Here is a 22,609-nt window from a genome sequence, read left to right on the forward strand (position 1 = left end):
CGTCAGGCACTCCGGGCCAGTTGCATTGGGAATTCGTCAGTCAGTTTGCGTGCGAAATCGATCGCCTCATCGAGGCTGATAAACGACCGCCGTGCGACGGCAGCTTTCTGCGCAAAGTCCTTCCGGTAATGCGCGCCGCGGCTTTCCTGGCGCTGCACCGCACTGACGGCCATCATCAGTCCGACCGCGGCCGGATCAGAGGCTGCGTCTTGGTTCGACACCAGTGACAGGAGGGCTGCGATGGCATCGCGCAGTTCGTCACCGTTGCGCTCGACGCCGAGCGCGCGAGACACAGTCGACCGCACGGAAGACGCGTCGGGTCGCGGTGCTATGCGCGCGGGCATTGAGGGCCGACAAGAGCGGGCTGCCGTTTCAGCTACGCTCGCAGCAACCCAGCCAGCCGTGACAACCGCCTCGGTCAGCGAATTGCTGGCGAGACGGTTGGCGCCATGCAATCCCGTTGCGGCGACTTCGCCGCATGCCCACAGGCCGGCGATGGAACTACGGCCAGCTTCGTCGACGGCGATGCCGCCCATATGATAATGCGCTGCGGGGCGCACCGGAATTGGCTCCAATGCTGGGTTCAGTCCCACCTCGTGGCAGAAGCCAGCAATTGCCGGGAAGCGGGCAGCGAAATTCGCGCCGGGCCTTTCGCGTGCATCCAGAAAGACGCGGTGGCCTTTGGCGAGGTGGCGAAAGACCCCGCGCGCCACCGCATCGCGTGTCGCCAGTTCGCCACCCGGCAAATCCTTGAGGAAGCGGAAGCCATTTTCATCGATCAGCACTGCGCCTTCGCCGCGCACCGCCTCGCTGATGAGCCGCATCGGCCGGGTTGGGCCGTCTAGCGCGGTCGGATGAAACTGGACAAATTCGAGATCGGAAAGAACCGCACCTGCCCGCGCAGCCAGCGCCAGCCCCTGGCCAAAGCTGCCGAGTGGATTGGTGGTATCGTGGAACAACCCGCCGACGCCGCCGGTGGCAAGAACGACCCTTCCCGTCATAAGTGCCACGTCGCCAGATGATCCAGCAGCGAGCACGCCTGCAATTGCGTTGTCTTCGATCAACAGCTGTCGCGCTTCCAACCCTTCGAGAAGCGTGATCGTCGGCGTGCGACGCACGGCAGTGGCAAGCGCGCGAACCAGTTCCACACCGGTGGCATCACCTGCCGCATGAACGATGCGTCGTCGTGAATGGGCGGCCTCAAGACCGAGCCTTATCATGCCGGCGGTCGTTCGGTCGAAGGCGACGCCAAGGCGCTCAAGTGTTTCGATCGCGGCCGGTGCCGCCTCGACAATTCGCTTTGCCGTTGCCGGGTCGCAGAGCCCGTCGCCGGCGGCGAGTGTATCGGCAAGGTGGAGGGTGGGGCTGTCGTCGGCACCGAGGCTCGCCGCCAATCCGCCTTGGGCGAGAACGCTGGATGCTTCCGCACCCAGAGGTGCCTTGGTGAGCAGTACGACCGGCTCGGGTGCCAGCGCCAGCGCGGTCATCATGCCGGCAATGCCGGCGCCGATGATAATGGGGCGACCGGAAAGATCGTGAGCGTCAATGGTCATACGGCCAGCATGCGCTCGACTGCGAGCCGCGCACGCGCCGCGACGCTGGCATCGATCGTCACGGCGTGCCGATTTTGTTCCAGCGCGGCGCGGATGTTGCCGAGTGTGATGCGCTTCATATGCGGGCAGAGATTGCAGGGGCGGATGAAATCAACTTCGGGATGCTCGACGGCAACGTTGTCGCTCATCGAGCACTCGGTAATCAGCACGACCCGCGCCGGTTTTTTCTGTCCGACATAGTCGGACATGGCCGCGGTGGAGCCGGCGAAGTCGGCTTCCGCGACAACGTCCGGCGGGCACTCGGGATGCGCGAGCACCGTGATGCCGGGATGAGCCTCGCGCAGCTCGTGGATATCGCGCGGCGTAAAGCGCTCATGCACTTCGCAATGGCCTTTCCAGGCGATGATCTCGACGTCGGTCTGAGCGGCGATGTTCTGCGCCAGATATTCGTCGGGCAGCATGAGCACGCGCGGCACGCCAAGCGATTCCACCACGGCCTTCGCATTGCCGGAGGTGCAGCATATGTCGGATTCGGCTTTCGCTGCAGCCGATGTGTTGACGTAGGTGACGACTGGCACGCCGGGATAGCGCTGGCGCAGCAGGAGGATGTCCTCAGGCGTAATCGAGTCGGCCAGCGAACAGCCGGCCGCCATGTCGGGGATCAGCACCGTCTTGCCCGGATTGAGCAACTTGGCCGTCTCGGCCATGAAATGTACGCCGGCAAGAACGATTACATCGGCCTCGACCGTCATCGCCTTGCGGGCCAGCGCCAGACTGTCGCCGACGATGTCGGCAACGCAGTGGAAGATTTCCGGCGTCTGATAGTTATGCGCCAGGATGACCGCGTTGCGCTCGCGCTTGAGCGCGAGGATGGCATCTATGTCGTCGGAGAAGACCGGCCATTCGATCGGCGGAATGACCCGCTGAACCCGGTCGTAGAGCGAAGCTGCGGTAAGCGACATGCCGGACATTTTCCAACCCTATTATGCTCGAAGTGAGTATAAGATAGGCATATGCTTACCTTGAGCATAAGGATTGTCAAGTCCGTGAGAGGGGCAATTTTGTTCCTGCGACGGTTTGTTCCGCAAGCACGGCGTGACGAAAGCGGAACAGCTTGGCCGGCCGCCCGCCGGTATCGGAGGTCGTCTCGCCGGTCTCCTCGACAAGGTCCTGCTGTTCGATGAGGCGGCGGAAGTTCTGCTTGTGAACGAGCAGTCCGGCCAGCGCCTCGACGGCACGCTGCAATTGCAGCAACGTGAATACTGGCGGCATCAGTTCGAACACGACCGGACGGTATTTGATCTTGGTTCGCAGCCGGGCAATGCCGGTCGCAAGAATGCGCCGGTGATCGGCGATCATCGACCTGCCGGCGATCAGTTGCGCGTTGCTGCTTTTGCGGCCGCGCAGCGCCTCCTCGACGAGGGCAGCCTCGAAGAGCAGCTCATAGCGCTGCAGAACGAACTCCTCGTTCCAACCACGCTCGTCCAGGCCGAAGGCAATGCTCGCGCGCTGCCAGCGGTCGCGGCGCGTTTCCATATCGTCCGCCTCGTCGGCCCAGAGCCGCAGCCGAGGTGCCAGAACTTCGGACAGGATTGTCGGCGTCCCGGCACGGTGATCTTCCCAGGGAAAATAATCATACCAGCTGCGCCAGCCGGATTGCTTCGAACCATACGCCTGGTCTTCCCGGGTCAGGCCGAGATAGCTGATCGAGATGACGCGCTGCGTGCGCTCGCCGCCGGTCCGGTCACGGTCGGCAAAAGTGTAGAGCTGCTCGATATAGCCGAGCGGATGGCCGGTCTGCTGCTCGACCCAGTCCCGCAACCCCGATTGCAACGAGCGATGGCTGAGCTCGAACGGACCCGAGGGCAGGGCGCTGGCCTGCTGAATAGTCAGAACGGCCGGCTGACCATTGGTGACGGCGACCAGAACGGCGATAAGATCGGCGGCGACAGCGTGACGCTCGTGGGTTCTTTCGGTCTCTTTCATCGCCTGGCTGTCTTGTCCCGCCTTGATCTCCCAGATGCGGCCCTAGATTCGCGCTGGCAGGCCACCATGTGTGTATCCTTGGCAGTTTTTCACCCGCGTACCTACAAAAATCTGCCCGGAAATCGTTACCCATAAATGACGATAGGAAGGACGCGTTTGCTGCAATGGTGCAGCGGCGAACGGGCTTGGGGTTGAACCTGTCGATCAGGCGAGCTGACGATAGCGGTCGAAGACGTAGCGTTTTGCACTGCGAACGCAGTCTTCGAGCGAGTCGCCAAGCGCCAGATGCGCGGCAATTGTGCTGGCAAGCATGCAGCCGGTTCCACGCATTTCTCCGGTTATGCGAGGTGCGTTGAAGCGGACGGGGGTTTCATCGGGGCACAGCAGGACATCGGTCGAATTCGGCCCCGGGGAATGACCACCTTTGATCAGTACGGCTTGCAAACCTGAATTGAGCAGAAAGCGACCCTGATGGAGCGCTTCCGTCTCATCTCTGGCATGCAGCGTATCGGTGAGAATGGCAAGTTCAGGCAAGTTCGGTGTGACCAGCCGGCAAAGTGGCATGAGGTCGGTTTTCAAGGTGTCGATTGCTTCTTGCGCCAGAAGCAATCGTCCTGAGGAGGAAGCCATCACGGGGTCGAGCACCGCTGGAACGGACGGATGTTCCGACAGAACCGAAGCCACTGCTTCGACGGCTCCGACAGTGCCGAGCATACCGATCTTGATTGCGGCGATGGTGTTGGAAGCCAGCGCGGCGCGCATCTGCGCGGCTACGAGATCGGGGGCTATATATTCGATGTGTTCGACCGAGCGGTGCGTCTGAATCGTCACGGCGGTGACCGCAAGACAGGTCCGCAACCCAAGCGCAGAAACGGCTTCAACATCGCGGGCGATGCCGGCCCCGCCTGAAGAATCCGAACCGGCAACGATGAGAACATGCGGATCGCCGTTCATCGCCATCGTGCGGTCGCCGCAATCCATTCGCAGGTTCGCGCCTCCGGATCGGAATTGCGCGTAATGTCTGTGACGACTGCAGCGCTGTCGGCGCCGTGAGCGAAGACGCCGTCGATCCGCTCGATATTAAGGCCACCTATGGCAATGAGCGGAAGGTCTCCAACGCGGGTCTTCCATTCAGCGATGCGGTCGAGCCCCTGCGGCGCCCATTTCATCGCCTTCAGAATTGTCGGATAGATTGGGCCGAGAGCGATATAATCCGGGGCGGCGGCCAGCGCTGTTTCCAGTTCCAAGTGGTCATGCGTGCTGAGGCCGAGTTTGAGACCGGCCTGCCTGATCGCCCCAAGGTTGGCCGTGGCAAGGTCCTCCTGCCCGAGATGGACGAAATCGCAGCCTTCTTCGATTGCTAGCCGCCAGTAGTCGTTGACGATAAGCTGGCAGCCATATTGCACGCAGATGGTCTTGGCCGCGCGGATTTCGTGCCGCAGGGCAGGCTCTTCCATGTCCTTCATGCGTAGCTGCACGAGTTTTACACCGAGCGGAACCAGGCGTTCGATCCAGTTGGCGCTGTCCACGATGAGATAGAAAGGGTCGAGTGTCACGAGAACACCGCCTTGCCGATAAGAGGGGTGGAGGGAACGGCCATATCGCGTGGTTCGAGCATGCCTGCGAGAAATGCCGAGCGACCTGCCTCGATCGCCTTGGCGAAAGCGGTTGCCATGCCGATGGGATCGCCGGCCTTGGCGACCGCCGTGTTGAGAAGCACCGCGTCGAAACCGAGTTCCATTACGGTTGCGGCATGGGACGGCCGGCCGATGCCGGCGTCGACAATCAGCGGCGTATCGGGAAAATGACCGCGAAGGCTGCGCAATGCTTCAATATTCTGCGGCCCACGCGCAGAGCCTATGGGCGCACACCAGGGCATCAGGATTTTGCAGCCTGCTTCCAGAAGACGTTCGGCAACGACCAGGTCGTCCGTGGTGTAGGGGAATACTTCGAAACCATCCGCAGCAAGGATGCGTGCGGCTTCGACCAACCCAAAAACGTCGGGCTGCAGCGTGTCGTGGTCGCCGATCACCTCAAGCTTGATCCAGTTGGTTGAAAAGACCTCGCGCGCCATTTTGGCCGTGGTGACCGCCTCCTTGACCGAATGACAGCCGGCGGTGTTGGGCAGCACGCGAATGCCGAGTGACTGGATCAGTGACCAGAATTTTTCGCCCGTCCTGCCGCCCGCCGCCTCGCGCCGCAGTGACACGGTGACGATTTCCGTTCGCGAGGCTGTGACGGCATCACCCAATATTGCGGGTGAGGGGTAAAGTGCCGTGCCAAGCAGCAGGCGTGAGGACATTTCGGTACCGTAAAGGGAGAGCATTGCTCAGCCTCCTTTCATAGGCGAAAGGATTTCGATGCGGTCGCCGTCTGTGAGCCGGCATAGATTTCGTTCCGTCACCGGAACGACTTCGCCGTTGCGGGCCGTTGCCAGCCAGTTCCCCTCGTAGTCGAGTTCGGCCATTAGCGCCGCCAGAGTGTCGGCCGCCACCTCCTGTACCTCGCCATTAATGACAAGCTTCATGGATACGCTCCGTTGTCGTCTGTCGGCTAAAGACCAGGTCGGCCGCTTGCCGCGCCATGGCGGGCGCCAGCAGGAAGCCATGGCGATAAAGCCCGTTAATGTGGATGACGTTACCGTTGCGCGTCACGCGCGGCAGATTGTCGGGAAAGGCCGGGCGGATGCCGACCCCGCTCTCAACGATTTCCGATTCTGCGAAAGCGGGATGGATGGTGTAGGCGGCATTCAGCAGTTCCATCATCGAGCGCGCGGTGATCGAGCCTATGGCGTCGCTTTCGATCATCGTCGCGCCGACCATGAAGTGATGGTCGTTTCGCGGGACGACATAGACGGGAAAGCGCGGATGCAGCAGCCTGATGGGCCGCGACAGTGACACATCCGGCGTGTGCAGGATGACCATTTCACCACGCACGCCACGAATTTGCGGATCGGCCTTCGCCCTTGCCATTCCCGTGCAATCGATGGTGACGTCGAAACGCTTCGTCCACCCAGGCGCGCCTTCGACGAACGACACGCCTTTCCGCTCCAGCCTGTCGCGAAGTGCCGTGAGTGCCGCGCGGGGGTCGAGATGCGCTTCGCGGACAAAATGCAGCGCCAGGCGAAAGCGACCGCCAAGATCGGGCTCCAGCGCGCTGATCTCTTCTTCGCCCAATGTCTGGAACCCATTGGAGCGTGAGGCGAAGCGGGCCAGTTCGGTGGCGTCACGGCCAGCAGCCACCACCAGTGTGCCGGCGCGGGTGACATAGCCCGGCAATGCTGTTTCCCACCAGTCGGCGGCATTGAGGCCCAGATCCTGGACGATCTGCTCTGCGCTCTCGCGCTCACAATCGGGAGCCAGCATACCGCCTGCATACCACGACGCAGTGCCCGTGGTGTCGCGGCGCGGGTCGACGACGGTAACGATCGCCCCCAGCGTCGCAAGTTCGTAGGCGGCAGTCAGGCCGGCAACACCGGCCCCTTTGACCAGCGCTTTCATGGCACCAGCGCCGTTTCAACGGCGGGCTTTCCGGCTTCATCGACAGGCATGTAGAGATCGCCGCCCTGCCGATATTTCGCGGCCATCGCCGCCATGCCCTCCTTCTGCGCTTCTGCGCGGATGTCGTGAGAGATGCGCATCGAGCAGAATTTTGGCCCGCACATTGAGCAGAAATGCGCGACCTTATGCGCCTCCTTGGGCAGCGTCTGGTCGTGGAACGACCGCGCCGTCTCGGGATCGAGCGAGAGGTTGAACTGGTCCTCCCAGCGGAACTCGAAACGCGCCCGCGACAAAGCATCGTCGCGGATTTTGGCGGCAGGATGCCCCTTGGCAAGATCGGCGGCATGGGCGGCGATCTTGTAGGTGATGACGCCGGTCTTGACGTCGTCGCGGTCGGGGAGGCCGAGATGTTCCTTCGGCGTGACATAGCAGAGCATCGCCGTGCCGAACCAGCCGATCATGGCTGCACCAATGCCGGAGGTGATGTGATCGTAGCCGGGCGCAATGTCGGTGGTGAGCGGTCCAAGCGTGTAAAAGGGGGCCTCGCCGCAGACGGCAAGCTGCTTGTCCATGTTCTCCTTGATCTTGTGCATCGGCACGTGGCCAGGACCTTCGATCATCACCTGGCAATCCTTGGCCCAGGCGATCTGGGTCAGTTCGCCAAGCGTCTCCAGTTCGGCGAATTGCGCGGCATCGTTGGCGTCGGCGATGGAGCCGGGGCGCAGGCCGTCGCCGAGCGAGAAGGCAACGTCATAGGCGCGGCAGATGTCGCAGATTTCCTCGAAATGCTCGAAGAGAAAGCTTTCCCTGTGGTGATGCAGGCACCATTTGGCCATGATCGACCCGCCGCGGCTGACGATGCCGGTGACGCGATTGACGGTCAGCGGAATGTAGGGCAGCCGGACGCCGGCATGGATGGTGAAATAGTCGACGCCCTGTTCGGCCTGCTCGATCAGCGTGTCGCGATAGACCTCCCAGGTTAGGTCTTCGGCGATGCCGCTCACCTTCTCCAGCGCCTGGTAGAGCGGCACGGTGCCGATCGGAACCGGCGAGTTGCGGATGATCCATTCGCGAATGTTGTGGATATTGCGGCCGGTGGACAGGTCCATCACCGTGTCGGCGCCCCAGCGGATCGCCCACACCATCTTTTCGACCTCCTCGGCCATGGAAGAGGTGACTGCGGAATTGCCGATATTGGCGTTGATCTTGACCAGGAAATTGCGGCCGATGATCATCGGTTCGCTTTCGGGATGATTGATGTTGGAGGGGATGATGGCACGACCGCGCGCCACCTCGTCGCGCACGAACTCCGGCGTGACATAATCGGGAATCGCTGCGCCAAAACTGTCACCGTCGCGCTCCAGCGCGGCGTACGCCCTCTCGCGGCCGAGGTTTTCGCGAATGGCGACGAACTCCATTTCGGGAGTGATGATGCCGGCGCGTGCATAGGCAAGTTGCGTGACGGCCCTGCCGCCCTCAGCCTTCAAGGGCTGGTTGCGCACCGGAAACTCCGGCGTCAGCCGGTTGCCGGAGACAAAGCCGTTGTCTTCCGGCTTGATGACACGGCCCTCGTAGCGCTCGACATCGCCACGCGCGACGATCCAGCCTTCGCGAAGGCGCTCAAGCCCTCCTTCGATATCGGTTTTGACGTTAGCGTCGGTGTAGGGGCCGGAAGGATCATAGACCGTTACGGGTGGCTCGCCTGCACTCGGATGCACCGAAATCTCGCGCAGCGGCACGCGCAGTTCGGGATGGATGATTCCCGGTTTGTGGATTTTTCGCGAAGCCGGCAGTTCGCCAACGGTCACGGTTGGGGTCAAGGCATTCATATGGACCTCCTTTGCTTGGTCGCATTGGAGACCCAGTCCTATGCCGAAAGGAGGATAGAGAGGCTTCGCCTGCTGAATCCGGGAATCTGCCCGGGATGATTCTGCCTGGGTCTGCGACCCGCGAAGCTTCCGCACCGTCCCTACGCCAGTATGAACTGGATCAGGTTCAACGGGTCACTGCGCTGCGAAAGCCAGCAGTATCTCAGCCCCTTGTCGGGACTCCCCTGGTGAGGGTCAAGGGTGGATGAATGTGCCGGGAGTTGTCAACCGTTGAATTGCTCTGAATTGTGCAGTTCTTCCGACGATCCGGATTTCCCGGCTGACGCGCTGACTGGAACAAGGCGGCTTTTCAGCTTTCGAAGTGCCCGCTCATCGAGGCCCATGCCTGCAAGATAGTGGAATGTGCCACCATGATTTTCGTTAAGGTGGCTGAGCGTCGCGCGCATCGTTTCGGGGGGGCAGGCAAGGAAGCTTTCCACCAGATGCGGGTCTGTGCCGCGTGTGAGAGCCTGTGCACGCAGGCGCTCGATAAGCGGTGCGGCGATCGAAGTCGTCAATGCATAATCGGCTATGATCGTGTCGTCTTCGACCCCCGCGAGCGACAGCAATAGGGCCGCGATGATGCCGGTCCGGTCTTTGCCCGCACTGCAATGAAAGAGCACGATGCCCTCGTCAGCCTCGGCGATGGCAGTCAGTACAGTGGCGATCGGCTCCCGGCATTGATCGATGGCATCGCGATAGCGAGCCGCCATGTCGAACAGTGCACCATTCGATTCGCGCACGGCATCTATAGGCGAAAGGGCGCCAAAGAGCGGAATGTTGCGATATTGGATGATGGCATGCGATGCGAATGGATTGGGCTCGATCGCAAGCTCGTGGACGCTACGCAGGTCGATGACGGTGCGCAGCCCTTCATTGACCAGAACGCTCATGTCGTTCTCGTTCAAGAGGTGCAGACCGTCGCCGCGAAGGAGCGCGCGCCATCTCGTCTCGCCGTCATCCTTTGTGGCATAACCGCCAAGATCACGAACATTATGTGCGCCGGCGAGGCGAATGAGGCGGGCAGGGGAATTGGTCATCAACGCAGTCCCGATTTCATGAAGGATTCGATCACCTGCCGCTGGAGAATAAGGTAGATGACGAGGATGGGCAGGCTGGCAAGCGTCGAAGCAGCCATTAGTGGTCCCCAGAGATTTCCTTCCTGGGTCATGAACATCTGCAGACCGATCTGGACCACCGAATTTTCGATGCTGCGCGACAGAAGCAGTGGCCAGAAATACTCGTTCCATGCCGAGATAAAGGCAAGGATGACGAGGGAAGCAAGGGAGGCGCGCATATTGGGCACGACGATCTCCCACAGGATACGCAAGTGGCTCGCCCCATCCATACGCGCTGCCTCGATCACTTCGGTCGGAAACGACTTCATGGCATGGTAGAGCATCAGCACGGCGAAGGCCGCCGCCGCATGCGGCACCACCAGACCTGTCAATGTGTCAAGCAGCCCAAGCCGGGAGGCAAGCACGTAATTCGGGATCATCGTCACCTGGAACGGAACCAGCCAGGACAGTGCGATCACGCCATAGACCAACCCCGAGAACCGGAAGCGCCAGCGCACCAGCGCATAGGCCGCAAGCAGCCCGGTCAGAACCTGGAACGCCGCCGTTGCGGCAGACACGATTGTCGTATTGGCCAGCATCCGCAGCATCGGAATCTGGGTCAGCACGAAGCTGTAGTTTTCGAGCGAAGGCGAGAGCGGCCAGAGCGTTGTCGAGAAAATTTCGTTTTCCGGCTTCAGCGAGGAGGCGACCATCCAGTAGACCGGAAAAATCGCAATCACGACGAGAAGGATCATTGTTCCATGGACGGCGATCGACCCGACGGAAATCGTCCGGCGAACGGTCGTTTGCCGGGAAACATCCAGGCGGGTAGTGGAAAAGTCCTGGCTAATTGTCATAGACGGCGCGCCTCTGCATGAGCCTCAGACAAACGAAGGCGATCGCGGAAAAGCCCGCGAAGGCGATCATACCGGCGGCCGAACTCCAGCCGACCGACAGGCTGCCGAAGCCATAGTCCCAAAGCAGGTAAAAGATGTTGGTAGTCGATTTCAGCGGGCCGCCATGGGTCAGCACGTTGATATAGGTGAAGCTCCATTGCGCACCGAACAGGATGGTCATCATCGACAAGAGCAGGATGGTCGGCGACAGCAATGGCAGGCGGATATCGCGGATGATCTGCCAGCGCGTCGCGCCGTCCATACGGGCAGCCTCTACATAACTCGGATTGATGCTGGCATTGGCGGCCGAAAACAGCAGCGTCGAAAAACCGATCAGCTTCCATCCCGTTATCCAGATCAGAGTGCCGAGCGCATATTTCGGGTCCTGCAGGAAGCCGATTTTCGACAGGCCGAGACCGACGAGTGCATGGTTGACGAGACCGTGATCTTCATTGAGCAGCCAGCGCCACACGATCGCGGCGACCACCGGCGCGATGATCATCGGCACGAAAATCAACGTACGGTAGAGGTTGCGCAGCGGCCCTTTCAGGTCCTGAGTGAAGATCGCCACCGCAAGCGGAATGATGACGGACATCGGAAACAGGCCGATGATATAGATCGCCGTGTTCCATAGCGCGCGCTGCATCTCCGGCAGGATGAACAGTCGCCGGTAATTTTCGAGGCCAACGAAGGCCTTTGGTGCGGTCGGCAGCATGTTCCATTGGTAGAACGAGAGCTGGAACGCCTCGAAGAGCGGAACGTAAATCCAGATGATCAGTGTCACGAGTACGGGCGCGAGGTAGAGCCAGGGCGCAATCCGGGGGTCGGTAAAAAGCCGCTTCAACAGCGAGCGTCGGCCCCCTGCGTAGGAGCCCGCGTCGGAATACGCAGCTACGGTAAAACTCATGGCTATCGACCTCGAACTGGCGGACGCGGGCGAGTTGGCCCGCATCCTGTTATCTGCTGGTTATTGCGGCATCAGGCTTTGCGCATCCGCCTGCGCCTGTTTCAGAACGGCTTCTGCATCCGCTTCGCCGAAGATCGCTTCACGAACGCCGTCCATCATGATCTTTTCGACCTGCCGGTAGTTCGGACCGGGGAAAGCGACATTGGCCGTCAGCCGAGAGAGTTGTTCCAGGTTCGGGCGGATCATCGGATTGGCCCTCACCCACTCGCCGAGATATTGGGGATCGTCGACGATATCGAGCCGAAGCGGCAGATAGCCGATCTTAGAGGTGATGATCGTGTAAGCGTGCTTCGAAGTCAGGAACTTCAGGAGTTCATAGGCCGCGCGCTGCTTGGCCGGATCCTTGCTGAAGACGTAGAGTGCGCTGCCTGAGTTGGTCGGCCGCGTCGGCTTGTCGCCGAAGGACGGCATAGCGGTGACGCGCAGATCGAAATTGTCCTTGGCTGATTTCGACAGGCTGTTCTGCACAGCGCTGGTGTAGAGAAACATGCCGAGATTGCCGCTCGCCATCGTGTCCATGTGGCTGCCGACATCGATGCGGGCATGGGCGCCGCTGTCGACCATGTCGCGCAGCATCTTCACGGCTTCCAGCGCACCGCCGTCGGCGAAGGTGAGCGTGTTGCCGTCGCGGACATTTCCGCCATTCGACATTTCGATGGCCTGATAAACGAAGGTGCCGTCCACCGGACCGTAGGCGCCGGGGAAGAAGCCGTTTTTGCCGGTCTTCTGGTTGATCGCCTCGCCAGCGGCCTTGACGTCCGCCCATGTCTTCGGTGGCTGATCTGGGTCGAGCCCTGCCTGACGGAAGAGGTCTGCATTGTAATAGAGGATCGGCGTGGAAAAGGTGTAGGCGAGCCCATAGGTTTTGCCGTCGAACTTGCCGAGTTCCAGGCCCTGCGGGATCATTCCGGAGAGATGCTCGGAGAGTTCTTTAGCCGGCACCATATCTTCAAGGGCGTTCGCGCCGAGATCGTTGGCGATGTAGATCAAGTCGCGGAAAACAAGCTGGGCGACATCCGGCTGCTGACCCGCGACGATGTCGGCCTGGACCCGTGACAGAATCTCATTCGAAGGCACCGGAATGCCCTCGACCTTGATGTTCGGATTGGCATCCATGAACTCCTTGAGGAGTTCGCGCGTGGCATCGGCCCCAGCACTCGCCGATGCCAGATTGTAGTTGTAGAAGGTGATGGTGACCGGCTTGTCGACGGTTTCGGCCATCTGCGCCTGTGCCAGACCAGCCGGAATGGCGAGGCCCGTTCCGACGGCAAGCATCAGCTTAAGGCATTCTCTTCTAAGCATCGTGATCGTCCTTTGTGATCGGATATGGCCTGTCACTCTGCGGCGAGTGTCTCGCCTTCATTCAGCTTGCGCAGGAAATCGAGGGGATAGCGGTTGAGTTCGGCGCGGTCCGAAGGCAGCGGCACGAAACTTACCGTCAGGCCGGAATCGCGAATGGTGCCGATGGCGAAAGAGGCGCCATTGACCATGCGCAGCACGTCCTTCTGCAGGATGTCGGTGGCGGCGTGCTGACCCATACCAATGACGACCGGGATGCCGTGCCAAACTGAAACGCGGTCGTAGTGAACATGCCCGCTGAGAAGGCCGACGACATTGCGACCTTTCAGGATATCGGCGAGGCGCTGCGTGTCCTCGACCCGGATCGAGCGCCACGGCGCGAATTCATTTTCGTTGCCGATTGCCGGCGCATGATGCGAGACGATCAGTTTGGGCAGCCCGGGATTCGTCACGATAACCTGTTCCAGCCAGGCGAATTGTTCCGGCTCGATATTGCCACCGATCTGCCCGGGAATGGACGAATCCAGCGCGATGACATGCACGCCGTCAATGACGCGATCATGGAAATAGGGGGCGGAAGAATGCTCTCCCTGCTCCAGGAAACCCTCATAAAAACCTTCACGCGTGTCGTGATTGCCGAGCGCGTAGAGGACTGGAATGTCCAGCGCGCCCATGATCCGCTTTAGTTCGCCGAAGCTCTCGATATCGCCACGGTTGGTCAGATCGCCGCTGGCGACGATGAAACTCGGCTTTGGCGAGATCGTTGCGACCATCTCCAGGATTGTCTCCAGCGTCGCTGTCGTGTCGCTGAAGAGATGCGGGTCCTCATAGCCCGGCCGTCCGATATGCAGGTCGGTCAGATGGACAAAAGTTGTTTCGCGTTCCATCGAGAATCTCCGTTGAGTGTTTCGGGAAGGTTGATGACATGCGGATCGACGCGCTTGCCGTCGCTCACGCGGAAGAGGTGGATTGCGCGGGCCGGAATCGAGACTGCGAAAGGATCTGTCGGAAGTGGACTGTCTGCCGGCCGCACCATGGTCACGCGCTGGCTGGCAGCCACGCCGTGAATGTGGAGCTCGGTGCCCAGGTCTTCCTGCATTTCGATATCGAAGGGCAGGCCGCCCAAAGCCTTGAAATCGCTGATTTGTAGGGCCGCAGGCCTTATTCCGATGACGATCTCCGTGTTCGGCGCCAGCTCCCAAAAGGCATCGGCACACAGTAGAAGACCATTATTTGCCACGGCGCGGCCCTCGGCGCCGATCCGGCCAGGAATGAAATTCATCGGCGGCGAACCAAGAAAATCCGCCACGAAACGCGTGGCCGGGCGATGGTATATGTCTGTCGGCGCTCCGACCTGTTCGATCAGGCCGCCATTCATCACCACGAGCTTGTCGGCAAGCGTCATCGCCTCCATCTGATCGTGGGTCACGAAAATGCTCGTGGTTTTCAGTTCGCGATGGAGCCGCTTGATCTCAAGCCGCATCTGGATTCTGAGTTTTGCGTCGAGATTCGATAGGGGTTCGTCGAAGAGGAAGACGCGCGGCGCGCGGATCATGGCGCGACCCATCGCAACGCGCTGACGCTGTCCACCGGACAATTGTCCTGGACGGCGATCGAGCAGGCCCTGCAATCCGAGCATGGCGGCGACGTCGGCAACGCGGGCGTGGCGCTCGAGTTTGGAAACACCTGCGACCTTCGGCGCATAGCCGATGTTTTCTGCAACCGTCATATGCGGATAAAGCGCATAGTTCTGGAACACCATGGCGCAGCCGCGTCCGCCGGGTTCAACCTGGTTGACGATCGTGTCACCGATGGAGATCGTGCCGGATGTTATGTCCTCAAGACCGGCGATCATGCGCAGCAGCGTCGACTTTCCGCAGCCCGAAGGGCCAAGAATGACGACGAATTCGCCCGGTTCGATCGACAGGTTGACGCCGCGTACTGCGGGCGTCTTTCCGTAGATCTTGTGGAGGGCCGAAATCTCGATGCCGTCCATGGGAGTGAGCTCCTTCGACAATCGCCAACATTCTGGCGTCTCGATAGAGGCCACCCATTTCCGTCTCATGACAGTTTTCGAACAATGTTCTAATGGGGCTGCCACCAACACGCCGGCCGACCACCGGAATGCCGGTACCGGCGGCAGATCAGGAACGGGCGGTGCGACGAAACATCGGCGCAATCACCTCAACCATGCGCCGGATTGCCTCGCCGGGATCGTTGAGATCGATCGTATGGTTGGTCAGCACTTCCGTGCGTAGGCGGCTGTGGATGACCTGCGAACGGATGCCAAGAGCACAACTGATGCGCCAGCCGACTTCCGCCTCGTCCAGCCAAGGCGCAATCCGCCGGAGGTAAGGGACGAATGCCATGTGATGCTCTACGCCCTCGACGATTGTGCGGTAGAGTTCCGGGTCGCGGCTGCGTTGGGCCATATGCGTGAAATGGGTCAGCACGGCATAACTGGATGCGGGGTCGAGACTCCAGCGCACGGAAGGACCGATCAGGGCAGCGATGACTTCTTCGAGATCGGGCGGTGCCGGCATGCGCCGCGCCACAGCCTTTTGCAGAAGGACAAGACGTTCGGCATTCAATCGCCGATAGACGCGGTGTGCCACTGCTATGATGAGCTTTTCCTGCGAGCCGAAATGATAGCTTATGGCCGATGGATTGGCATTGGCTTCGCCGGCGACCCGCCTGACCGTGACGTCTTCCAACGCTGCAACCTCGCAAAGCACATGCTCGCATGCGTCGAGAAGCTTCAGCGCGGTCGGGTTGGCCGTAGAGAGCATTGCGTCACACGCGATCAGGAAATGTGAGCGATGATTGTCTGCCCCGCACATGAAGCTGGCATGACATGTATCGCATCCATGGTCGGATACCGTCAGTGGGCCGACTGTTTTGTTCAGAGGTTCTTAACCATAGGTCCGGCATCTTTCTTCGAGCGCTGTGTATTGAGTGCGCATTTCAGCACCGGTCGACGAGCAATGTTCGTGGACTGGTGCTGATCGAAAGATCGGAACGATGAACTACGAATCCCCTTACGATTGGACCGGCACCAGGGTGCGCCGACACAGGCGTCTCCAGATCGCCGCGTGGGTTTTGATCACGATCGCAATATTGGGTGCAGTTCTTGCGGCCGGAATGCTGCTCTAAAAGCGTCCGAAAGGAATGGGCTTCGAGCCTACAATTTGGCGCCATAGTGGTAGCGAATACTGATAAATTTTATCAGCAGTCATTAAAATTCTAATCTTATCTTATTGATTTTGCTAATTTTTCGTTGAGCAGAATCACGCACGCTCCATTCGTGCCTCTCCCTTGAGGCGCTCTCTTGGAGCCCAATATGAAACAGCGCTTTGAACTTGTCCTGGAGCCAACCGACCTATGGACCGTCTGGGACAACGAACTGGATGAGCCGGTTGTTTTCGCCGATCGGCTTCTTGCTGGATTGAGCAAGAGCGAGGCCGAAGCCGCCCGTCAAATCCTTCTGGAGGTCAAAAAGAACCGGAAGAAGGAAAAGCCGGCTGACGCAGCCTGATTAGGTCACGCCAGGAAAGCTCCTTCAACCCTTCACGCCGGAACCGACGATGCTGTCGACGAAGAAGCGTTGCAGGAAGACGAACAGGACGAGAGGCGGCAGGACAGCAAGCGTCGCCCCGGCCATGACCAGCCCGGTGTTCATGGCGCCGCGGTTGTAGCTCAGGAGTCGGCTCAGGCTGATGACGATCGGATACTGATCGCTGGCTCCCTGAAGCACCGTCAAAGGCCAGAGATAACTATTCCAGTGATAGACGAAGGCAAACATCGCCAGCGCCGCGATCGCCGGGATCACGCTCGGCGCCACGATGCTGAAGAGTATGCGCAGTTCAGATGCGCCATCGACGCGTGCGGCATCGATCAGGTCGTCGGGAACGCCGGCAATGAACTGACGCATCAGGAAGATGCCGAATGCATTGGCGAGGTTAGGCATTATCACGCCGGCCAAACTGGCGTTCAATCCGAGCGAACCGACGATTCGATAGAGCGGGATGAGCGTCACGATGGGCGGCAGGAACATCGTTGCGATCAGCAGTGCAAAGAGAAGGTTGTTGCCCCGAAAACGGTATTTGGCGAAGGCATAGCCCGCCATCAGGCTGGTCAGCAGGATGCCGGCGGTCGTCACCGCAGCAATGACGAGCGAGTTCCACATCGAACGGCCGACATTGATGACGCCGGCAACCTTGTTATAGGCATCAAGGCTCGGCGTGCGCGGCAACCAGACGGGCGGCACCTGCATGGTTTCGGCGGTCGTCTTGAAGCTTGAAAGCACCATCCAGACAAGCGGAAAGGCCGATGCGACGACCACAACCAGCATCAGCGTCGCGACGATCGCGTCGCCGCCCGTAGGCCGCACCCTGCGGAAAATCAGTCCCCGCGTCGGCGCTTGATTGGTCGTAGCACTCATTCTTCGTCTTTCCGTCTGGCGAATGCGAACAGCGCAAAAATCACCACGATCAGCGACAGCATCAACGTCACCGCCATGGCAGACCCCAAGCCGCCTTGCGCGCGTTCGATGCCGACGCGGCGGATATGGTAGGTAAGGACATTGGTCGAGCCGACTGGTCCGCCCTGCGTGATGAGCGCCACCGGTTCGAACACCTGCACGGCATTGATGATAGCGATCACCGCGCTGAACAGCAGTGTGCGGTGTAACAGCGGCAAGGTGATCGCATAAAATTGCTGATGCGGTTGTGCGCCATCGATCCGGGCCGCCTCATAGATGCTTTGGGGAATCTGCGTCAGGCCTGCGATGACCAGAACTGTGAAGTAGCCGACCTGCTGCCAGACATTGAGGAAGACGATGGATATCAATGCGGTGCCGGGCGAGGAAAGCCATGGCTGCGGCCCGATTCCGATCCAGCCGAGCATCTGGTTGAACGGGCCTTCGCTCGGCGAATAGAGCTTCGACCAGACCAGGGCTACCGCGATCATCGGCACCATATAGGTCGAGAACAGAACGGCGCGCAGGAAATTGCCGCCGGCAACGTTGCGCTGGTAAACGAGCAGCCCGAGCGCGACGGAAAGCGGCAGGATCAGTACGACGGACAAGGCCGTGTAGATTGCCGTGTTGACGAAGGCGCCCTTGAAATCGCGGCCGATCGAGGTCGGGCCGAAAATCTCGAGGAAATTGTCGAGCCCGATGAAGCGCGCGGTCTGAAAACCGGTTTGCGTCGACCAGTCCTGCAATGACAGCCAGATCGTGAGCGCCATCGGCAGCAGAATGAATATGCCGATAAGCGAAACGGCCGGGGTGAGCATCACCCACACGGAGCCGCGATAGGAAGTCGTCATGAAGTTGCCTTGTAGATGCTGCGGGAGCCATTTGTGACCGGCTCCCGCTTGCTCGGTCCGACCGGTTATTTCGCGGCGCGTTCCAAAATGGAAACGGCGTCGGTCTGTGCGTTCGTCTGCGCGTCCTTGGCCGTAACCTGACCGTATTGCAGCGCCTCGATCGTCTGCTGCAGGGATTCGCTGAATTCCTGGCCGCCGAGCACCACCGGGAATGGCTTGGCATCGGCCAGCACGCTGACATAGCCGGAGAGGAATTCAGAGCCGAGCTTATCCTTGAACGCATCCACGTCGGAAGTGCGCGAGGGCAGGATGCCCATCGACATCAGGATGTTGGCCATTGCCGATGAGCCGTTCGGTCCCGATTTCGCGCCGTTCAGCCAGGCAAGGAAATCCCAGGCCGCTTTTTGCTCGGCCTCACCGGCACCGGCATTGATCACCGTCATCCACGAATATGAGATGGAACGCGGTTTGTCGCCGCTCGGGCCAACCGGGATGGGCGCGGTGGCGATGTTGGAGAATTTGTCGCCCATGCCCGTCTTCAGTGCGCTTTCCCACCAATTGGCCATGATGATCATGGCGGTCTTGCCGGACACGAAATTGTCGAGAAATGGCCCGGTCGTATTCGCGTCGGCGGTGGCCATTGCCGGATCGCTGGACCCGGCCTTGATCAGATCGTCGTAGAGCTGGAACGTCTCACCGGCTGCCTTGCTGTCGAGCATCGGCTTGCCGCCGGTGACGAGATCGCCGCCATTGGAGACGAGCAGCGAGGAGAACGGGTGCACGACGCCTGCGGCCCAGGAGTTGATCATGCCGAAACCCTGCTGGCCGGCGTCCTTCTTGGTCAGCTTGGCGGCGGTGTCCTTGAATTCGTCCCAGGTCTTGGGCGGGCCTGAAATGCCGGCCTCTGCGAACAGCGCCTTGTTATAGTTGAGCGCGTAAACGTCGATCTCGTTGGGGATGCCGTAAAGCGTGCCGCCAACGCTTGCCGCCGATACGACACCCGCCGGCCAGGCGCCTTTCACCTCGGTTGCAATCGCATCGGGCGCAGGCGCCACCAGCTTGTCGCGCGCGAGCTCGGGCAGCCACAGATCATAGATGCCGGCGATGGTCGCGCCGTCCGCGCCGCCTCCTTGTGAGCGCAGCGTCGTGAGGAGATCGCCGAACGGCACGGCTCTAACCGTTACCGACACGTCGGGATTGGTCTTGGCGTACTCCTTCGCCGCCTCTTCCAGAAGGGCAACGGTCTCTGGTGCCCAATGGGTGAGGTATGAGATTTTCACCGCCTCGGCAAAAGCCGTCGTCGGCAGCGCCATGATTCCTGCCGCGAGCGCGTATTTGATCGTCCAGACGCGTTTCATGAAATAGGTCCTCCAACTGATCTGATTATGTTCCCGGGTAGCATTATTTGGCAAGAGGTTATAACGTCATACTCATATCTGCAAGGCTGGCGCTCGGACGATCTTCAGCAGTCAATGATGGAATGGCAGAAAACTGATCCGAGTGTTTTTTGATTTTGAAAACCCGGTTGAACTCCCGGTTTCGGCCGTCCAAATCGCCTTGCCTGCAAGTCCTTATGACGTTATAACAACATGATCTACATGGACGCACAAGACCCGCGCGGCAGGATGGGAGATCGCATCATTGGAAGTCAGGCCGCTCATGAGGGCACGGTTTCATACCGTAGCGTGCGATGAGACCTAGCCAATGAAGGTCCTTGCCATCGATCTTGGCGGAACGCAGCTGCGCGCGGCGATCTCCAATGGCGAGCCCGCATCGCTGCGCGACCTCACTAGGGAGCCGGCACCGGCCAGCCTCACCGATTTCACCGATCGCCTCACGGCGTTGCGGGCGGCAGCCGGCGATGTGACGGCAATCGGCCTTGCCGTGCCGGGTCTGGTTGAGAATACGCAATGTCGCTGGATTCCCAATCTACCCTATCTTGACGGTCTCGACATCGCGACACTATTCCCGGATTTGCAGATCGGACTCGGCAACGATGCCCAGATATCCCTGCTGGCTGAAGCTCAAGCCGGTGCGGCACGCGGTAATTCCGACGCGATCCTGTTGGCGATTGGCACCGGCATCGGCTCAGCGGTTCTCGCCAATGGCCGGATCGTCGCCGGTGCGCGGGGTGGTGCCTGCTCCTTCGGTTGGGCCTGCGCCGACATGGACGATCCCGGCGAGGACCGCAGCGGCTGGCTCGAACGCAAGGCGGCGGGCCGGGCGCTTGATGACATTGCCATTCGTCTGGGCAAGGCGAATGGCGCTGAGTTGATTGCTGCGGCGCGCGAAGGTGACCCGGCTGCGATTGCAGCCTTACAAAAGCCGGTTCAAAGCCTGGGTACGGCGCTGGCCGGCGCCGTCGCGCTGCTCGATCCGGAGGTTATTCTGATCGCCGGTGGAGTTTCCGCGGCACTCGATGTGCTAGCCCAACCGGTACTTGACGCGATGCGGCGGCAGCTTCCGGCGCATTTGCGTCCGATAGAGATCAGGGCCGGAACCTTCGGCGCACGCGCAGGAATAGTCGGCGCAGCACTTGCCGGCGCGGCCGGACAAAACTGGAGACAGATACGATGAGCCAGGCTACCTATTCCCAACCCGATCGCCGTCGACCCGAACCGCTCTGGTATCAGGTGGAGGAGGCCATCCGCGCCCTCGTCAAGAGCGGCGAGTGGCCCACCGGCTGCCAGATTCCCGCCGAGCCCCGCCTAGGCACCATGTTTGGCGTCAGCCGCATAACGCTGCGCCATGCGCTGCGCAATCTTGAGGAGCATGGCCTTCTGCGTCGCGAACGTGGCCGTGGCACCTTCGTGCGAAGTACAAAGCTGGTTGCCGGCACGCGTGAGCTGACAAGCTTTACGCAGGAGATGGGCAATCTCGGCCTGGTCGTCGGCTCGCGCCTGCTCGACTTCGGCCTGACCACAGCGGACGCCGCGGCGGCCGCTGCCCTGGAAATCGAGGAAGGTGAACCGGTCGTGCGCATCCGGCGCCTTCGCCTTGGCAACGACGCGCCCATCGGCATCCAGACGGCGCAGCTTCCTGTGGCGCGGGTGCCTGATTTTCTCGAACCCGGCCCACCTGAAGGTTCGCTCTATGAGGCTCTCAGCAGACGCTACGGCATCAACCCGGTGGAGGCGCGAGAAATCTATCGCGTGGCTTCGGTGGGCGCCGAGGATGCCGCACTGCTGGACCTGCCTGCCGGAACCCCGGCCTTCGTCGTAGAGCGCATCACCACCGACGAGCGCGGCCCGTTCGAGTTCACCGTCTCGGTCATGCGCGGCGATCGATACGAAATCCGTTCGACGCTGCGTTCCTAACAATCACCAACAGGAGAATTATTGTGTCCGACCTCTATATTGGCCGTCTGGCTGCCCTGATCGAACAGGCTTCGAAAACCAATGCCGAAGCGTTCGAAACCGCCTCCGGCCGCTTCGCCGACACGCTTGCCGGCGGTGGCCTGGTCCATCTCTACGGCTCGGGTCATTCGGTTCTGCCCTGCCAGGAAGCCTTTCCGCGCTACGGCACCTATGTCGGCTTCAACCCGCTGACCGACCCCCGTGTCATGTGGCACAATGTGCTCGGCGCCGGCGGCGTGCGGGAACTGCTGTGGCTTGAGCGCACCGAAAACTACGCCGAGAAATTCCTCGATCATCAGCCGCTCAACGAAGGCGACAGTATCATCATCTTCGGCCACAGCGGCCGCAATGCATCCGGTATTGAAACCGCGCTCTATGCCAAGAAGCGCGGCATCTTCGTCGTGGCGATCACTAGCAAAAACAATCTCGACAAGCCGGCCACGCACTCCTCGGGCAAGCGGCTGGCGGACGCCGCCGACCTCGTCATCGACACCTGTTCTCCGATCGAGGATGCCATAGTGCCGGTCGAAGGCTGGAGCCGTCCGGTGTCGGGTTCTTCGACCGTTCTGGCTATGATCATGACGCATGAGCTGATTGCCCGCACCGCGCAGAACCTTGCCGACCGCGGCATCGAGCTTCCGACCTTCGCTTCGCCGACCATTGCCGGCGTGACGCTGCACGATACCGACGTCATCTACGGCGTTTACCGCGAGCGCATGCTCGAGGCGCAGAAGAAGCATCTTCCAGCCTTCCAGGCGAAGATGCGCGGCGAGAAGTAAAAGTTTCGGGCGGCGGTGC

23 protein-coding genes and 1 riboswitch are annotated in these 22,609 nt (G+C 60.7%); of the genes, 4 read left to right on the top strand and 19 right to left on the bottom strand.

Annotated elements, in window-relative coordinates; genetic code table 11:
* Nucleotides 1-2 precede the first annotated feature (2 nt).
* The 16 genes from BM413_RS25770 to BM413_RS25845 all read right to left on the bottom strand — a co-directional run bounded on the left by BM413_RS25770 (nt 3) and on the right by BM413_RS25845 (nt 15,916).
* On the bottom strand, nt 3-1,553 hold the full coding sequence (locus tag BM413_RS25770) for an L-aspartate oxidase (protein ID WP_091917726.1): 1,551 nt from the start codon (nt 1,551-1,553) through the stop codon (nt 3-5).
* A complete protein-coding gene (gene nadA / locus BM413_RS25775; protein WP_091917727.1) occupies nt 1,550-2,524 on the bottom strand; it encodes a quinolinate synthase NadA in 975 nt (324 codons plus the stop codon). Before nadA ends, BM413_RS25770 begins: the two co-directional genes overlap by 4 nt.
* Nucleotides 2,525-2,591: 67 nt before the next feature.
* Entirely contained in the window at nt 2,592-3,539 is a 948-nt protein-coding gene (locus tag BM413_RS25780) for an NUDIX hydrolase (protein ID WP_091917728.1), read from the bottom strand.
* A gap of 204 nt (nt 3,540-3,743) precedes the next feature.
* The gene (gene thiD / locus BM413_RS25785) at nt 3,744-4,499 is read right to left on the bottom strand and encodes a bifunctional hydroxymethylpyrimidine kinase/phosphomethylpyrimidine kinase (protein WP_091917783.1); all 756 of its coding nucleotides are present in this window, start codon (nt 4,497-4,499) and stop codon (nt 3,744-3,746) included.
* The gene (locus BM413_RS25790; protein ID WP_091917729.1) at nt 4,490-5,095 is read right to left on the bottom strand and encodes a thiamine phosphate synthase; all 606 of its coding nucleotides are present in this window, start codon (nt 5,093-5,095) and stop codon (nt 4,490-4,492) included. The genes thiD and BM413_RS25790 overlap by 10 nt, the downstream gene beginning before the upstream one ends.
* Complete coding sequence (locus tag BM413_RS25795) at nt 5,092-5,865, bottom strand: thiazole synthase (RefSeq protein WP_091917730.1); 774 nt, start codon at nt 5,863-5,865, stop codon at nt 5,092-5,094. Before BM413_RS25795 ends, BM413_RS25790 begins: the two co-directional genes overlap by 4 nt.
* 3 nt (nt 5,866-5,868) lie before the next feature.
* Nucleotides 5,869-6,066 (bottom strand): sulfur carrier protein ThiS, encoded by a 198-nt coding sequence (gene thiS, locus BM413_RS25800; RefSeq protein WP_091917731.1) that lies wholly within the window; start codon nt 6,064-6,066, stop codon nt 5,869-5,871.
* The gene (gene thiO, locus BM413_RS25805; RefSeq protein WP_091917732.1) at nt 6,050-7,039 is read right to left on the bottom strand and encodes a glycine oxidase ThiO; all 990 of its coding nucleotides are present in this window, start codon (nt 7,037-7,039) and stop codon (nt 6,050-6,052) included. Before thiO ends, thiS begins: the two co-directional genes overlap by 17 nt.
* Complete coding sequence (gene thiC / locus BM413_RS25810) at nt 7,036-8,868, bottom strand: phosphomethylpyrimidine synthase ThiC (RefSeq protein ID WP_091917733.1); 1,833 nt, start codon at nt 8,866-8,868, stop codon at nt 7,036-7,038. The genes thiO and thiC overlap by 4 nt, the downstream gene beginning before the upstream one ends.
* A 119-nt stretch (nt 8,869-8,987) precedes the next feature.
* Nucleotides 8,988-9,104, bottom strand: a riboswitch (TPP riboswitch).
* 27 nt (nt 9,105-9,131) lie between these two features.
* Complete coding sequence (locus BM413_RS25815) at nt 9,132-9,947, bottom strand: tyrosine-protein phosphatase (protein ID WP_091917734.1); 816 nt, start codon at nt 9,945-9,947, stop codon at nt 9,132-9,134.
* Entirely contained in the window at nt 9,947-10,822 is an 876-nt protein-coding gene (locus tag BM413_RS25820) for a carbohydrate ABC transporter permease (protein WP_091917735.1), read from the bottom strand. The genes BM413_RS25815 and BM413_RS25820 overlap by 1 nt, the downstream gene beginning before the upstream one ends.
* Nucleotides 10,812-11,768 (bottom strand): carbohydrate ABC transporter permease, encoded by a 957-nt coding sequence (locus tag BM413_RS25825; protein ID WP_091917736.1) that lies wholly within the window; start codon nt 11,766-11,768, stop codon nt 10,812-10,814. The genes BM413_RS25820 and BM413_RS25825 overlap by 11 nt, the downstream gene beginning before the upstream one ends.
* A gap of 60 nt (nt 11,769-11,828) precedes the next feature.
* On the bottom strand, nt 11,829-13,130 hold the full coding sequence (locus BM413_RS25830) for an ABC transporter substrate-binding protein (RefSeq protein ID WP_091917737.1): 1,302 nt from the start codon (nt 13,128-13,130) through the stop codon (nt 11,829-11,831).
* Between the two features lie 32 nt (nt 13,131-13,162).
* The gene (locus tag BM413_RS25835; protein ID WP_091917738.1) at nt 13,163-14,014 is read right to left on the bottom strand and encodes a metallophosphoesterase; all 852 of its coding nucleotides are present in this window, start codon (nt 14,012-14,014) and stop codon (nt 13,163-13,165) included.
* A complete protein-coding gene (gene ugpC, locus BM413_RS25840; protein WP_091917739.1) occupies nt 13,984-15,123 on the bottom strand; it encodes an ABC transporter ATP-binding protein in 1,140 nt (379 codons plus the stop codon). The genes BM413_RS25835 and ugpC overlap by 31 nt, the downstream gene beginning before the upstream one ends.
* A gap of 148 nt (nt 15,124-15,271) precedes the next feature.
* A complete protein-coding gene (locus tag BM413_RS25845) occupies nt 15,272-15,916 on the bottom strand; it encodes a TetR/AcrR family transcriptional regulator (protein WP_091917740.1) in 645 nt (214 codons plus the stop codon).
* Between the two features lie 551 nt (nt 15,917-16,467).
* On the opposite strand from BM413_RS25845, the gene BM413_RS25850 reads away from it, so the two are divergent.
* The gene (locus BM413_RS25850; protein ID WP_091917741.1) at nt 16,468-16,662 is read left to right on the top strand and encodes a hypothetical protein; all 195 of its coding nucleotides are present in this window, start codon (nt 16,468-16,470) and stop codon (nt 16,660-16,662) included.
* A gap of 24 nt (nt 16,663-16,686) precedes the next feature.
* On the opposite strand, the gene BM413_RS25855 is transcribed toward BM413_RS25850, so the two are convergent.
* From BM413_RS25855 to BM413_RS25865, 3 genes are all read right to left on the bottom strand, one after another.
* Nucleotides 16,687-17,568: a carbohydrate ABC transporter permease gene (locus tag BM413_RS25855; protein WP_091917742.1), complete on the bottom strand. Its 882-nt coding sequence runs from the start codon at nt 17,566-17,568 to the stop codon at nt 16,687-16,689.
* Nucleotides 17,565-18,455 carry a carbohydrate ABC transporter permease gene (locus BM413_RS25860; RefSeq protein ID WP_091917743.1) on the bottom strand — a complete coding sequence of 297 codons (891 nt, stop codon included), beginning with the start codon at nt 18,453-18,455 and terminating at the stop codon, nt 17,565-17,567. The genes BM413_RS25855 and BM413_RS25860 overlap by 4 nt, the downstream gene beginning before the upstream one ends.
* Before the next feature lie 65 nt (nt 18,456-18,520).
* Nucleotides 18,521-19,813, bottom strand: a complete 1,293-nt coding sequence (locus BM413_RS25865) for an extracellular solute-binding protein (protein WP_091917744.1) — start codon at nt 19,811-19,813, stop codon at nt 18,521-18,523.
* A 346-nt stretch (nt 19,814-20,159) separates the two neighbouring features.
* On the opposite strand from BM413_RS25865, the gene BM413_RS25870 reads away from it, so the two are divergent.
* From BM413_RS25870 to BM413_RS25880, 3 genes are read left to right on the top strand one after another with little or no spacing between them, the layout of a single operon-like run.
* A complete protein-coding gene (locus BM413_RS25870) occupies nt 20,160-21,032 on the top strand; it encodes an ROK family protein (RefSeq protein WP_091917745.1) in 873 nt (290 codons plus the stop codon).
* Entirely contained in the window at nt 21,029-21,772 is a 744-nt protein-coding gene (locus tag BM413_RS25875) for a GntR family transcriptional regulator (protein WP_091917746.1), read from the top strand. The genes BM413_RS25870 and BM413_RS25875 overlap by 4 nt, the downstream gene beginning before the upstream one ends.
* 23 nt (nt 21,773-21,795) lie before the next feature.
* The gene (locus tag BM413_RS25880; protein WP_091917747.1) at nt 21,796-22,590 is read left to right on the top strand and encodes a sugar isomerase domain-containing protein; all 795 of its coding nucleotides are present in this window, start codon (nt 21,796-21,798) and stop codon (nt 22,588-22,590) included.
* The last annotated feature ends 19 nt before the right edge of the window (nt 22,591-22,609 follow it).

Source organism: Mesorhizobium sp. YR577, assembly GCF_900116595.1.
Lineage (GTDB): Bacteria > Pseudomonadota > Alphaproteobacteria > Rhizobiales > Rhizobiaceae > Mesorhizobium_M.